The following is a 14854-nucleotide window of genomic DNA, read 5'->3' as shown; positions in this document are numbered from 1 at the left end:
CTGTGGGTCCATGGATTGGCGATTTTTCGCCATTTCCCACAATGTGCGATTGAGCGTTATTGTGCGGTTGCCTCACGCTTTTTCTATGGTGGGCTTTGTTGTGTGAGCCTACTTAACGCGGGAGGTGGAGGAGCGGACCTTCAGCTGGGCCGGGAACACGATATAGGGTTGCTCAATCGGCTTCTCGTCAATGAGGTCGAGCGTCATGCGGGCTGCCACGCGGGCCATCTCCGCCGGATCCTGGCGGATGGTGGTCAGGCCGATATCGCCGGTGTAGAAACTATCGTCGTAGCCGACCAGCGAGACGTCGCCGGGCACGGAGAATCCATTGCGCTCCAGCTGGAACATAAGCGGCAAAGCGATGCCATCCTCCTGGCATGCGATGGCGGTGGGCATCTCGTCTTGGCTCATGAGTTGGTCGACCACGTCGCTGATTTCATAACGTCCATCGTCATCGACCTTGCAGACGATGACCTGCGGCTCGATGCCTTCCCTGCGGCAGCAGGCGGTGAATGAGTCGAATCGGCTTTGCACGGAGAAGCTCAGCGACACCTCGCGATTGGTGCTGATATAGGTGATGCGGCGATGTCCGAGATTGATAAGATGGCGGGCGGCCAGCGTGGAGCCCTGCACGTCGTCGATATTGACGGCGGCGGTAAAGCCGCGGGCTTCGGGCTCGACCGAATTGATGCCGACGATCGGCACGCCGACCGAAGCCAGTTGCGCGATTTCGTTGTTGTCGATATCGAAAGACGCCACAATCACGGCATCGGCGTTACGGCGTACCGGCAACATCTCGAAGAATTCCTTGCGCTCCTCGATGCTGGAAATCTGGAATACCGAAATATCGTAGCCCTGCGCGTGCAGCACCTCGTTGAGCCCCTCGATGACCGAGGCGGTGAACCACAGGCGGATATGGCCGCTCATCAGTACTGCGATGCGCAGGGCGCGGCCGGATTTCAGGGCCGCAGCCGAGCGGGAGAGTGAGAAATTGAGTTTGTCGGCGATGGCGAGCACGCGCTCGCGGGTCTTGGCCGACACCAGATCCGGTCTGGTGAAGGAACGTGAGACGGTGGAGATGGAGACGCCGGCCTCGCGGGCGACATCCTGAATGCTCGTAGCCATTGCAGCCCCCTTGCGTTGAATGGAAAATCGCAATACACATGCACAACTGACTCCAGTGTACATGCTGATTGATTGATTTGCGGTGATGACAACGATTGTATTACAAACGTTTGCAAAGTGTCTATGACGGCGTCAGATTGGCTTTATATAGGCATCATCTTAGTTGAAAGAAGATTGCTGGAGCTGGAGTATGCTCGAGCTTGAAACGCTGAAAATGACAACGTTTGACATATAATGATTCGACGTTTACTATGAACATAGGCTTGAATGAGAACAGGCCGTGCATGCGGTTCTCGATCGGCAGGCTCGCATTGAGTTGAACTCCGCAGCCGGCGCACGATGCAGTGTCGCAACGCAGCGGACTCAAGGAGGAGGAAAAGTCATGATCAGCATGGCTGGCAAGGCGATACGCAGATGGTGGGCGCTGTTCGCGCTCCCCACATTCGCCGCATTCATCATCGGGTTCCTGGTGCCCTTCATCATGGGCATCTACTTAAGCTTCTGCGAATTCACCACCGTTACCGACGGTGAATGGGCGGGGCTTAAGAACTACGGCAAAGCGCTGAAGGACAAGGAATTCCTGCACGCGCTCGGCTTCTCCACCGCGTTCACCATCGTGACCACCATCGTGATCAACGTGATCGCCTTCACCATCGCCTACATGCTGACCAAGGCGATCAAGGGATCCACGCTGTTCCGCTCGGTATTTTTCATGCCGAACCTTATCGGCGGCATCATCCTGGGCTACATCTGGCTGCTGCTCCTGAACGGCGTACTGGCCCACTGGGGCCGCGCCCTGACCTATAAGGCGTCCTACGGGTTCTGGGGTTTGGTCATCCTGGTGTGCTGGCAGCAGATCGGCTACATGATGATCATCTACATCGCCGGCCTGCAGGCCCTGCCCACCGACGTGCTGGAGGCCGCGGCCGTGGACGGCGCCAACGGACGGCAGACCATGTTCCGCATCATCATCCCGCTGATGATGCCGTCCATCACCGTGTGCTCCTTCCTGACCGTGACCAACGGTTTCAAGCTCTACGACCAGAACCTCGCATTGACCAACGGTGCGCCGAGCAACATGTCTGAAGGTCTGGCGCTGAACATCACCCGCACCTTCTACGGCCGTATGGGCTGGGAAGGCGTCGGCCAGGCGAAGGCCGTGCTGTTCTTCATCCTGGTTGCGGTCATCGCCCTGATTCAGAACAAGCTCACCACGAGCAAGGAGGTGGCAGCCTGATGAACGAGAACAAGCCTGTGAAGCATGGCGCATTATGGACCGTGCTGTTTGCCGTCGTCTCCCTGTTCTGGGTTTTCCCGATCGTCCTGGTGCTGATCAACTCCTTCAAGCAGAAGGCGTACATCTCCAAGAACGCCTTCTCCCTGCCGACCGGCAAGGCGTTTGTAGGACTTGAGAACTATGTGCGTGGCATCGAGACCACGCAGTTCTTCGCCTCCTTCGGCTGGACGCTGCTTATCACCGTCGGCTCGGTGGTGCTGATTCTGGTGTGCACCTCGATGTGCGCATGGTGGATCGTGCGCGTGAACAACTGGGCTGCGAAGCTGCTCTACACCCTGTTCCTGTTCAACATGATCGTGCCGTTCCAGATGGTGATGTTCACCCTCTCCAAGATCGCCGACATGCTGAAGCTCAATACCCCGTGGGGCCTGTGCATCGTGTACCTCGGTTTCGGGGCCGGTCTGGCCGTGTTCATCTTCACCGGCGTGATCAAGGGCATCCCGCAGGAGCTTGAGGAGTCCGCCATGATCGACGGCGCGTCAGTGCCGCGCATCTTCTTCCAGATCGTGGTGCCAATCATGAAGCCGTCGATCGTCTCGGTGGCCATCCTCGAAGCCATGTGGATCTGGAACGATTACCTGCTGCCGTACCTGACGCTCGACCTCGGCAAGTACAAGACCATCTCGGTCGCCGTGCAATACCTCAAGGGCGGCTACGGTTCCGTGGATATGGGCGCCATGATGGCCTGCCTGGTGCTGGCCATCATCCCCATCATCGTCTTCTACTTGGTATGCCAGAAGTATATAGTCTCTGGTGTCATGGCGGGAGCCGTCAAGGGCTGACGACTCGCGTCGTCAGCCCATGGCTGGAAGCCCAGTGGGCTTCCAGCAGGCTCCAGGCTGAGCCGCGACAGCGGCGAAGCTAATGATGAGCCTCGTCGTAGGCGAGTCCGTAATTGCAGGGCCGAAGGCGGCGCGGTCAAGGGTTGAGCCCGACAATCTGGCGGGGAGCCAAGAGCAGCACAAGGAGTAGTTGATGAACTGGCTGGCACCGGACTCGAAATTCATGCGCGCGTGGAGCAATCTTGTTGACGGCGTATGGATCAACATTCTGATGCTGGTCACTTCGATTCCGCTCATCACCATCGGTGCGGCCTTGACTGCCGGCCATGATGCTTGCCGCCGCTCCATCGAGGGCGAGGGCAAAGGCGTAACCGCCAACTACTTCAAGTCATTCAAAACCAACTTCATCAAAGCCACGCTGCTGTGGCTGCCGTTCTTGGTGGTGCTGATTGCACTGGTCTGGTCATGGATCGTCCTGCAGATCACGCCGCTGCTCATCATCAAATTCGCGCTGACCATCCTCTGGCTTATCGGCTTCGAATGGGTGTTCGCGCTTCAGGCACGCTTCGAGAACACCGCGGCCGGCACCTTGAAGAACGCCTTCATCTTCGGCATCTCCCACATCGCGATGACCGTGGCCCTGGTCATCGTGGATGCCGTGTTCGTGGCGCTGCTGGTGGCCAGCTGGTTCTACATGCCCGGTGGACTGTTCCTGCTGGTGATCCTTGGTTACGGCACCATGCTGATGCTCCATATCCCCGTCACCGAGCGCGTCTTCAAGCCATATCTCGCCGATCCTGTGGATTCTCCCGATAGTATGCAACGCTAAGCAGCTAGCGGACAGTCAACGAGGATAAGGCGCTGGCCTACGCGATACTGGGCGGTATCCCGCGTTACCTAGAGGAATTTGACCCAAATGAGACCATAGATGCAAATGTCAAGCGGCGTATTCTGAGAGCTATTCGCAAATGAGGCTCTACTTCTTCGCCTGAGTGAGCTGGTAGGCCGCAAAGAGAATGGCGAGCCAAATCACGCCGGCGATGACGGCGACGCGGTAGCTGGCGGAGAAGCACATGAGCACCACCACCAGTGCCAAGAACGCCAACACCACCCACGGGGTCACCTTAGCGAACGGCAGCTTGAAGTGAATCGCGTCGAGCGCTTCCTTGCCGGACTTGCCGGCCAGCTCGGAATCCTCGGGAGCGCCGCCCGCGGCGACCACCTTACGGAACTTCATCTCGGTGAACATGATCATCGTCCAGTTGATGATGCCGGCGATGGTGGCAATCGACATCAGATAGTTGAACGCGAACTCGGGCCACACGAACACCACGACCACGGCGATGGCGGTGATCACGGCGGACGTCAGCACGCCGGCCACCGGCACGCCCTTAGCGTTGAGCTTGCCCAGATACGCGGGCGCATTGCCTTGCTTGGCCAGCGAATACAGCATGCGGGAGTTGGCGTACAGGCCGGAGTTGTAGACGCTCATCACGGCGGTCAGGCACACGAAGTTGAGGATGCCGGCGGCCGCGTGGATGCCCACGGAATCGAAGATTTGCACGAACGGGCTGGGAGCATCGTCTCCGCCGATGGTGTTCCACGGTATTACGGCCATGATTACGCCGAGCGCGCCAATGTAAAACACGAGAATTCGCCAGATAATGTCATTGGTGGCGCGGGGAATCGTACGACGAGGGTCCTCGGTTTCGCCGGCGGCGATGCCGATGAGCTCGGTGCCGCCGAAGCTGAACATCACCACGACAAGCGCCATCAACAGACCGGTCCAGGTGCCGTCCTTAGTCTGCTCCATGAGACCGTTCGGGAAGAAGCCCCCTTCCAAGGTGAACCAGTTGGCAAAGCTCGCTTTGATACCGGATGTGGTGGGCAGAGCGAAGATGATGACGGCCAGGCCGCCGATAATCATGGCGATCACGGCCACAATCTTGATAATGGCGAACCAGAACTCGAACTCGCCGAACTTGGAGACGCCCAGCAGGTTGGCGGCGCAGATAATCACCAAGAACACGGCCGCCGACACCCATGTCGGAATCGCCGGGAACCAGTAGTTCACAAACGACCCCACCACTGACAGCTCCACCATGGAGACGAGGATGTAATTGAACCAGTAGTTCCAACCGGAGATGAAGCCGGCGCGCTTGGACCAGTAGCGAGTGGCGTAGTAGCTGAACGCGCCCGCCTCCGGATCCTCAACGGACATTTCGCTCAGCGCGCGCACGATCATGAAGATTGCGAAGCCGCCGACCAAGTAGGCGAGCAGAATCGAGGGGCCGGCCAGCGCGATGGCTTCGCTGGAACCATAGAACAGGCCGGTTCCGATGGCGCCGCCCAGTGCAATCAGCTGGATATGACGGTTCTTCAGTGACTTGCGCAGCGTGGCCGGCACCGGCACATCGTCGGTTTCGCGCGGTTGTTCGGACGTATCGTTGGTGCTCATGATGCCCTTCCCCAGGTTCCTCTGACTATCGGCATGGATGGCGACCCCGCCATGCGCGATGCCCGCCATTGTAAAACGCCGTATGGCGTGATAGCAACGCCCACCGCCACTGGGCGAGACCGGCGACTCACGATCCATATGCTGGTTGCGCAACCGTCATGGTGTTGTTTTACTGGAAGGGAACAAGGGAACGCAGACGGCTTCGCCGATGTGACGCGCCGTGGTGGGAACTGTCGGAGGTGCGTGATGGCGTATATCGAATTCGATCATGTGGTCAAGGAATACCCCTCCGGCAGCAGTGTGATTCGAGCGCTCGACGAGGCGAGTTTCACCGCCGATCAAGGTGAGCTAAGCGTCATCCTCGGCCAGTCGGGCGCAGGCAAGACCACGGCGTTGAACATTCTGGGCGGCATGGATGCCGCGACTTCCGGCCGTGTTATTGTGGGCGATCGCGATATCACCGGATTGCGCAAGCGCGATTTGGTGACCTATCGGCGCAACGACATCGGCTTCGTTTTCCAGTTCTACAATCTTGTGCCGAACCTTACCGCGCTGGAAAACGTGGAGCTTGCCTCACAGATTTGTCCCGACCATTTCGACCCGGTGGAAACCTTGTGCAAGGTCGGGTTGGGGGAGCGCATGGGGAACTTCCCAGCGCAACTGTCCGGCGGCGAACAACAGCGTGTATCCATCGCCCGCACGATTGCCAAAAAGCCGAAGCTGCTGTTGTGTGACGAGCCGACCGGTGCGCTCGATTACGAGACCGGTAAGGAAGTACTGCAACTGCTGCAGGATATTTGCCAAACGCAAGGCATGACCGTGATGATCATCACGCATAATTCCGCGCTTGCACCGATGGCTCATAAAGTGATTCGCTTCCGCTCCGGCAAGGTGACCAGCGAGGAGGTCAACGCAACGCCGCAGCCCATCGCCGATATCGAATGGTAGGTGATTGGCGATGCTCACTGCAAGACACTCTGTGAAACGCCCCGTGAAACAAGCGAGGCGATTCGTGAAACAACCTGTGAAACATTCTGTGAAACGGCGGACCCTCGACGATAGCGGCGGTCGAGGAGTGGGCGTTTCTGCGGTATTTGCCAAAGATACGTTGCGTTGCTGGCTGCGCAGCTGGAAGAGGTTCGTCTCGATCGCCGTCATTACGCTGCTTGGCGTGGCCGTGCTGACCGGCATCTACGCCGGATGCCGCGATGCTTTTCTGGCGGCCGGTCGTTTTTACGATCAGCAGGGACTGCATGACCTGCAGGTGCTATCCACATACGGCCTGACCGGTGATGATGCAGCGGCACTGCGCCGAATCGACGGTGTGCAAACCGTGCAGCCCGAACGTTCTCAGACGGTGACCACGTTGGTGGACGGCACCAAGAAAACCGTGACCATGCAGGAAATCGGTACCGAAGGGCTTAATCAGCCGTACATACGGCAGGGCAAACTGCCGAACAAGGCCGGCGAAGTGGCGGTTACGCAGCAATTCCTGAACGATAGCGGACTCAAGATTGGCGGCACCATTACTGTGACGCCACAAGACACCTCTTCATCCGTCATATCGGTAGCGGCCACGGAGACTGACGATGCCAATACGGACGCCGACGCCGAGCAATCCCCGCAGTTCCCCACGAAACTCACCATCACCGGCGTCGTACTCGACCCGCGCGACCTCAACAATCCAGACGGCTATTCGGGCATGACCTCCTTCCGGTCCACCTCATCCGAGGACTATACGTTCTTTGCACCCAGCGACGGCGTGACCGGCAATATATACACTGCGATATCGGTTGCCGTCACTGGTGCGTCCGATTTTGACACGTTTTCCGATGCCTACGATGAAGCCGTCAAAACCGTGGCCGACCATATCGAGCATCAGATACAGGCCACACGCCAGAAAGCCCGTCGTCAACAGATCGTCTCCAGCGCGCAGCGCAGACTGGACGATGCCAAAGACGAGGCCAACGAGCAGCTGGACGAAGCCCAGAAGCAGATCGACGACAACTGGGCCGAGCTGGAAGCCAACGAAACGACATTGCAAGATAGCCGTACCGAATTGGAGAACAACAGGACAACCATTACCGATGGCGAACGGCAGCTCGCCGATGGACGTGCGCAGATTGCATCGGCCCGTCAACAGATCGCGCAAGGTCGCCAGCAGATAGCCGAAGCGCGCACCCAGCTCGAATCGGGCAAAGCGCAGCTCACCTCGGCTCGCAAACAGCTCGATGCGGCGCAAACGGAACTGACCGCCAATCGCACGAAAATCGAACAGGGCATCATCCAAATCGACCAAGGCGTGGCACAAATTGATCAGATGCTGTCCATGATTCAACAGGCCGACAATCTACTGGCGCAACTTGACCCGAATATCGACTTCAACTCACCCACATGGCAGGCCATCAAGCAACTGCTCGCGCGCCTTGGCATTACCCTGCCTGAAGTGCCGTCAATCAGTGAGCTGCGGCAACAGCTGGCCGCCAAGCAAACGGAACTGCAAACGCAGCGAGACAGTCTGGCCCAGCAGAAAGCCGATTTGCAGCGCACATTAAACGAAACCATTGCCCCCGCACAATCCACCTTGGACCAGCAGAACGCGCAACTGACCGCCAAGGAACAGGAAGCGGCTGCAGGAGAGGCACAGCTCAATACCAAATCCGCGGAACTCGAAGCGAATGCCGCAACCCTCGAAACCCAGTCGGCGCAACTTGAAGCGCAGGCCGCCCAACTGGCCAGCGGCAAGCAGCAGCTCGAAGAAGGCGAGCGGCAGCTGAAAGAAGGCGAACAACAGCTCGCGGACGGCAAGGCGAAACTGGATGATGCGCAGTCTGCACTCGATGCGAAGCGAAGCGAAGCGGAAAGCGAATTCGCCAAGCAGCAACGGCGCATCGACGATGTGGCCAACGCACGTTGGTATGTGCAGACGCGCGCCTCGATCGACGGATTCAGCTCGCTCAAATCAGATGTCAGTTCCATCGAATCCATCGGCCGCGCATTCCCGATTGTGTTCCTGCTGGTCGCCGTGCTCATGAGCCTGACCACCATGACCCGCATGGTCGAGGAAGACCGCGGACTCATCGGTACCTACCTTGGCCTCGGCTATGGCGGACTCGCCGTGTCCAGCCGGTATCTGCTGTTCGCGTTGCTCGCCTGCCTGCTCGGCGGCGGCATCGGTCTGCTGGTCGGATTCCTCGGCATCCCGGCATTCCTGCTGGTGGTGATTGAGGGACTGTATATATTGCCCGGTGTACGACTCGAATACGACTGGCTGTACGGCTCGGCCGGCATCGTGCTGTTCGTGGTCGGTGTGGGAGTGGTCACCGCGCTCGTCTGCCGCGAGGAGATACGGCACACGCCCGCCGCGCTGATGCGGCCGAAGGCGCCGAAGACGGGCGCTCGCATATTGTTGGAGCGAATTCGCCCGGTATGGAGCCGGCTGAACTTCCTCGGCAAAGTCACTGCGCGCAATATCTTCCGATTCAAGTCACGTTTGATTATGACCGTGGGCGGCGTGGCCGGTTGCACAGCGCTGATTATCTGCGGATTTGCGATTAACGACACCGTCGACACGATTGGCGTCAAGCAATATGAGCAGATCTACCAGTATGACTTGATGGTGGTGGCCAATGACGATAACGCCGCCGCGATGCGCAAGCAGGTGGCAGAAGATGGCCAGGCCACCGAAACGCTGAATCTGCGCGTGGATAGCGGCGAAATGAGCAATGCGGCGCAGGAAAGCGAAACCGTGCAGCTGATGACCGTGCCCAACGATTCGCTGAATATCTTGAACGATATGGTCACGTTGGAACAAGCCGGCGATGATGAATGGTTCGGACTGCCCAATATCTTCGGCAAAGCGGGTGGTGGCACTGTAGCGTTGGACGATAGTGGCGTGATTGTGTCGCAGTCCGCCGCCAACTCGCTGAATATTCATGCCGGCGACACCGTCACGCTGGGCAATGGCGGCAGCAGCCGGGCCAAGGTGCAGGTCGCGGCCGTGACGCGCAATCTTGTTGGCTCTGATGTGTACATCAGTGAGCGACTGTACGACCAGAAGTTTGCGGCCGACGGTGTGACGTCTTCGGCTTCGGGGGATGGCACTGCCTCGACCTTGACGTGGAACGCGATGCTCGTCAAGCTGAAAGGTTCCGAGACCGAACAGGCCGAATATGCGGATCGGTTGGGCGAGGAATCGTCGGTGCTCAAGGCCGTGAGCTGTGCGCATCTGGCCGCCACGTTTAAGTTCGATCTGATGGGTGCCGTGGTGGCGCTGATTGTGGGGCTCGCCGGCGGTCTGGCGCTGGTGGTGCTGTTTACGTTGGCCAATACGAACGTGTCCGAACGCATCCGCGAGATGGCCACACTGAAGGTGCTGGGCTTCTATGACCGCGAGGTGCACAACTACGTGAACCGCGAGATGATGATATTGACCGGTATGGGTGTGGTGGTTGGTCTGCCGCTTGGCAGGTGGATAGGCGGATTACTGACTGCTGCGTTGAATATGCCGTCGCTGTATTTCGAAGTGGAAGTGCACTGGTACAGCTATGCGATTGCCGTGGTGGCGACGCTGGCGTTCGCGCTGCTGGTGCAGCTGTTCACCAACCCAGTGCTCGATCGCGTAGACCCGGTCAGCTCGCTCAAGTCCGTGGAATAGAGACGGAAGTTCAATTTGGTGTTGGTGAATTGAACTTTTTTGGCGGAATACTTACAGCATCATCGCATGTATTCTTGAGCTGAGCGTTTTCGTGACATATTTCGGTGATACAGTCTGAACTTGTTTTGAACGAGTATCGCGTCCGGTGCGTAACAATCGGGCGGCGGAGAAGAGAAATGAAATCAGTATGGCCGATACGAATGTGAATGGTGGTGCACAGCAGGCTACGGGCAAACTCAAGTCTGTCGAAAGCCTGGACCGGACCAACGAGATGGAGCGCGGCCTGAACAACCGCCACGTGCAGTTCATCGCCATCGGCGGCACCATCGGCACCGGATTGTTCCTGGGGTCCGGCAAGTCGCTGGCGCTGACCGGCCCCTCGATCGTCTTCGTGTATATCCTGGTCGGCGTCATCATGTTCTTCCTGATGCGCGCCATCGGCGAGATGATGTACCGCGACCCCAGCCAGCACACCTTCATCAATTTCATCACCCGTTACCTTGGCAACGGATGGGGGCATTTCGCCGGCTGGACGTATTGGGCCGCGCTCGTGCTGCTGGGCATGACCGAGATCACGGCCGTCTCCACGTACTTCATCACCTTCTTCGACACGTTCGGCATCGACCTGACCCATTGGAAATGGCTGATCGAGCTGTGTTTCCTGGTGTCGCTGGTGTCCGTCAACCTGATCGCCGTCAAGGTGTTCGGCGAGGTGGAATTCTGGTTCTCGATGATCAAGATCACGCTGATCGGCGCGATGATCGTCACCGCCGTGGTCATGATCGTGATCGGCTACCATTACCCGGCCGCGCGGATTCATGGCGTGGATCATGTGAGCCCGGCGGGCCACGCCGGACTCGACAACCTGTTCGCCGGCTTCTCGTTCGCCCCGAACGGCTGGATGGCCTTCCTCATGAGCTTCCAGATGGTGTTCTTCGCCTATGAGCTGCTCGAGTTCGTGGGCGTCACCGTCTCCGAGACCAAGAATCCTCGTGAGGTGCTGCCCAAAGCCGTCAACGAGATCATCGTGCGTGTGCTCATCTTCTACGTGGGCGCGCTCGTGGCCATCATGTGCATCGTGCCGTGGACCTCGTTCAAGCCGAACGAGGACGGCTCCTTCGCCTCCCCGTTCATCATGGTGTTCCAGTATGCCGGGTTGAACTGGGCGTCCGCCCTGGTGTTCTTCGTGGTGATCACCGCCGCGTCCTCGTCGCTCAATTCGCTGTTGTATTCCGCCGGCCGCCACCTGTACCAGCTGTCCGAGGTGTCGCCGAACCCGATGCTGAACAAGCTCGGCAAGGTGTCCGATCGCAAGGTGCCGGCCCGCGCCATCCTGGTGTCCGCGGCGCTGATACTGCTGTCACCGATCGTCAACGCCATCCCCGGTATCTCGGGGGCGTTCGTGCTGTTCTCGTCCGCCAGTTCCGCGGTGTTCCTGTTCATCTACATCCTGACGCTGCTGGCGCATCGCAGGTACCGCCGTTCCGCCGATTTCATCGCGGACGGGTTCGTCATGCCCGCGTGGAAGGTGCTCAACACGGTGGCGATCGTGTTCTTCGTGTTCATTTACCTGACGCTGTTCCTGGCGGACGACACCCGCAGTTCGGCCATCGCCGGTCTGGTGTGGCTGATCGGGTTCGGCGGGTTCTCGATGCTGCGCGAGCATTACCGCAGCCGTGATCTCAAGGCCGCGCTGAACCGCGGACGGTGACGGGCGCCGGGGTTCGCCGCCGCGCCGCCCCGCCCTGCGGCGCCGATAATTGGCTTGCGGTGTTGAATTGTTTACGGTGTGAGCTATTGTGGGGGCGTCCGCGGCGCTTCGCCGCACAATGAACGGAAACGGATGGTGCCCGCATGGGATTCGAACAGGAGGCGGTCAGCGAACTGTATGCCAGCGTATGCGGCAACCGTTCGAAGATGCAGAGGGAATTCACCCGCGGGGCCCACGGCGAGCAGTTCGTGCTCCGGGAGCTGTCCATCAAGGGAACCCAGTCGCCATCGCAGCTGGCCGCCGCGCTCCAGACCAGTTCCGGCCGCATCTCCACGGTGTTGTCGGCGTTGGAGAAGAAAGGCTGGGTCACGCGCGACATCGACCCCGATGATCGCCGCATCATCCGCGTGAACCTTACCGATTCCGGCCGCGAGCAGTCCCGCCGGATGATGGACGAGATGCGTTCGGCGATCTGCTGGATCTTCTCGCAGATGGGGGAGCGGCGCACGCGCGCGTTCGTCGAACTGCTCTCGGAATTCACCACGTACATGTCGATCTGCCATCCGGGCCAGCCGAGGCCGACCGCGGAGCAGGTGAGCGAGGCGTTCGCCGAACGGGACCGGCGCGTGGCCGAGCATATGCAGGACGGACGGGCGCGGGGCGACGAACGGTAGAGGCTCCGTCTGCCCCGCGCCGGGCGCGGGCGGCCCCGTTCGCCCCTCGGTTGAGCGCAGAGCGTAATCCCGGGGGCTCACAGCGAATGCCCAGAGTCATGCGTAATATCTCACAGTGTAAGTAACCAAACCGTGGAAACTATTCAGACAACGGAAACCGATCAACACCACTAATCCAACCAACCGAACACCACACCACATTCACGTCAACCACACCAATACAAGGGGAAATCAATGTTCCGCATCATGAAATACCTCTCCAAAGCGGAGATCGGTCAGATGCTTGTCGCCCTGCTGACCATCGTCGGGCAGGTCTACTTCGACCTGAAACTGCCCGACTACATGTCAGACATCACCACCTTGGTCGAGACGCCGGGCAGCGACATGAAGGACATCTGGATCGCGGGCGGCAAGATGCTGCTCATCTCGCTCGGCTCCGTGGCGTGCGCCGTCGTCACCGGCTACATAGCCGCGCGCGTGGCCGCCTCGTTCACCCAGCGTCTGCGCTCGCTCGAATTCCGCAAGGTCGAATCCTTCGGACCGGCCGAGATGAGCAAGTTCTCCACGGCCAGCCTCATCACCCGCTCCACCAACGACATCACGCAGGTGCAGATGTTCATCACCATGGGTCTGCAGCTCATCGTCAAGTCGCCGATCATGGCCGTATGGGCCGTATGCAAGATCGCCGGCGAAGGCTTCGAATGGACGCTCGCCACCGGCATCGCCGTGGCGGTCCTGCTGGTGTCCATCACCATCATGATGGCCATGGTCATGCCGAAGTTCAAGGCGATGCAGGCCCTGACCGACAACATCAACCTCGTGGCCCGCGAAAACCTCACCGGCCTGCGCGTGGTGCGCGCCTACAATGCCGAGGACTACCAGGAGTCCAAGTTCACCAAGGCCAACAAGGACCTCACCGAAACCCAGCTGTTCACCAACCGCGTCATGGCGTTCATGATGCCGCTGATGAACACCGTCCTGAATGGTCTGATGCTCGCCGTCTACTGGATCGGCGCCTACCTGATCGACGCCGCCGGGCTCAAGGACAAGCTCACCGTGTTCTCCAACATGGTCGTGTTCTCCAACTACTCCGTGCAGGTCATCATGAGCTTCCTGCTCATGAGCATGGTGTTCGTGCTCTGGCCGCGCGCCGACGTTTCGGCGCAGCGCATCATGGAAGTGCTCGACACCGAGCCGATCGTCGGCAACGGCACCAAGACCGCCGCCGACGTGGCCAAGACCGGCCAGCGCGGCACCGTGGAATTCCGCAACGTCGGCTTCACCTACCCGGACTCGCGCGAAGCGATGCTCGAAGGCATCAGCTTCACCGCCACGCAAGGCCAGACCGTGGCGTTCATCGGCTCCACCGGCTCCGGCAAATCGTCGCTGATCAACCTCGTGCCGCGCTTCTATGACGTCAGCGAAGGCCAGGTGCTGGTCGACGGCGTGGACGTGCGCGACTACGACCTGAAGACCCTGCGCGACAAGATCGGCTACGTGCCGCAGCAGTCCGTGCTGTTCAAGGGCACCGTGGCCTCCAACGTGAGCTACGGCGATCAGCCGGGCGACCCGGCGGAGGTCGAGATGACGGACAGCTCCACCGCCTCCGGCCGCAAGCACGAGACCGCACTGCTCTCCGCGGACAAGGCCGCGCAGGACGCCGGCCTGCCGGCCGAGCGGATGGAGCGCGTCAAGGCCGCCGCCGACGTGGCGCAGGCCAGCGAATTCGTGGCGCGCATGGACGGCGGATACGCCGCCGCGATCGCACAGGGCGGCTCGAACGTGTCCGGCGGCCAGAAGCAGCGACTGTCCATCGCACGCGCGGTGTACCGGCATCCGGAGATCCTGATCTTCGACGACTCGTTCTCCGCGCTCGACTTCAAGACTGACCGCGAGGTGCGCGACGCGCTCGCCCGCGAAGCCAAGGACTCCACCAAACTCATCGTGGCCCAGCGCATCGGCACCATCATGAACGCCGACCGCATCGTCGTGCTCGACGACGGCAAGGTCGTGGGCCAGGGCACGCACCGGGAACTGCTCGAACACTGCGACGTATACCGCCAGATCGCCGAATCCCAGCTCAGCCAGTCGGAGCTTACGGCGTAAGGCATTTTTTTTCCCCCCCCACGCGGACATCCCCTCACCGGAGG

At 59.8% G+C, this 14854-nt stretch carries 10 protein-coding genes; 8 read left to right on the top strand and 2 right to left on the bottom strand.

The features are described 5' to 3' along the window. Positions 1–108: 108 nt before the first annotated feature. Positions 109–1125, bottom strand: a complete 1017-nt coding sequence (locus MMB48_RS11205; protein WP_032743814.1) for a LacI family DNA-binding transcriptional regulator — start codon at positions 1123–1125, stop codon at positions 109–111. Positions 1126–1507: 382 nt separating this feature from the next. Between MMB48_RS11205 and MMB48_RS11200 the strand changes: the two genes are divergently transcribed. From MMB48_RS11200 to MMB48_RS11190, 3 genes are all read left to right on the top strand, one after another. After that, positions 1508–2362: a carbohydrate ABC transporter permease gene (locus MMB48_RS11200; protein WP_032743815.1), complete on the top strand. Its 855-nt coding sequence runs from the start codon at positions 1508–1510 to the stop codon at positions 2360–2362. Further along, positions 2362–3204, top strand: a complete 843-nt coding sequence (locus MMB48_RS11195; RefSeq protein ID WP_012578661.1) for a carbohydrate ABC transporter permease — start codon at positions 2362–2364, stop codon at positions 3202–3204. Before MMB48_RS11200 ends, MMB48_RS11195 begins: the two co-directional genes overlap by 1 nt. A 193-nt stretch (positions 3205–3397) precedes the next feature. Beyond that, positions 3398–4033: a YesL family protein gene (locus tag MMB48_RS11190; protein ID WP_032743816.1), complete on the top strand. Its 636-nt coding sequence runs from the start codon at positions 3398–3400 to the stop codon at positions 4031–4033. Positions 4034–4180: 147 nt separating this feature from the next. Here the strand turns inward: MMB48_RS11190 and MMB48_RS11185 are convergent, their stop codons facing one another. After that, positions 4181–5662 carry an amino acid permease gene (locus MMB48_RS11185; RefSeq protein ID WP_032743853.1) on the bottom strand — a complete coding sequence of 494 codons (1482 nt, stop codon included), beginning with the start codon at positions 5660–5662 and terminating at the stop codon, positions 4181–4183. A gap of 246 nt (positions 5663–5908) precedes the next feature. On the opposite strand from MMB48_RS11185, the gene MMB48_RS11180 reads away from it, so the two are divergent. The 5 genes from MMB48_RS11180 to MMB48_RS11160 all read left to right on the top strand — a co-directional run bounded on the left by MMB48_RS11180 (position 5909) and on the right by MMB48_RS11160 (position 14810). Continuing rightward, a complete protein-coding gene (locus MMB48_RS11180) occupies positions 5909–6610 on the top strand; it encodes an ABC transporter ATP-binding protein (protein ID WP_032743817.1) in 702 nt (233 codons plus the stop codon). Positions 6611–6698: 88 nt separating this feature from the next. Continuing rightward, positions 6699–10319, top strand: coding sequence for an FtsX-like permease family protein (locus MMB48_RS11175; RefSeq protein WP_032743818.1), 3621 nt, complete (start codon positions 6699–6701; stop codon positions 10317–10319). A gap of 187 nt (positions 10320–10506) precedes the next feature. After that, entirely contained in the window at positions 10507–12030 is a 1524-nt protein-coding gene (locus tag MMB48_RS11170) for an amino acid permease (RefSeq protein ID WP_032743819.1), read from the top strand. Between the two features lie 143 nt (positions 12031–12173). Beyond that, positions 12174–12704 (top strand): MarR family winged helix-turn-helix transcriptional regulator, encoded by a 531-nt coding sequence (locus MMB48_RS11165; RefSeq protein WP_032743820.1) that lies wholly within the window; start codon positions 12174–12176, stop codon positions 12702–12704. A gap of 234 nt (positions 12705–12938) precedes the next feature. Then, a complete protein-coding gene (locus MMB48_RS11160) occupies positions 12939–14810 on the top strand; it encodes an ABC transporter ATP-binding protein (RefSeq protein WP_032743821.1) in 1872 nt (623 codons plus the stop codon). Positions 14811–14854: the final 44 nt, after the last annotated feature.

This window comes from Bifidobacterium sp. FKU (assembly GCF_026016385.1).
Classification (GTDB): domain Bacteria; phylum Actinomycetota; class Actinomycetes; order Actinomycetales; family Bifidobacteriaceae; genus Bifidobacterium; species Bifidobacterium infantis.
Note: the sequence above shows the minus strand (reverse complement) of the source record. Positions and strands in the feature narration are given on the sequence as shown.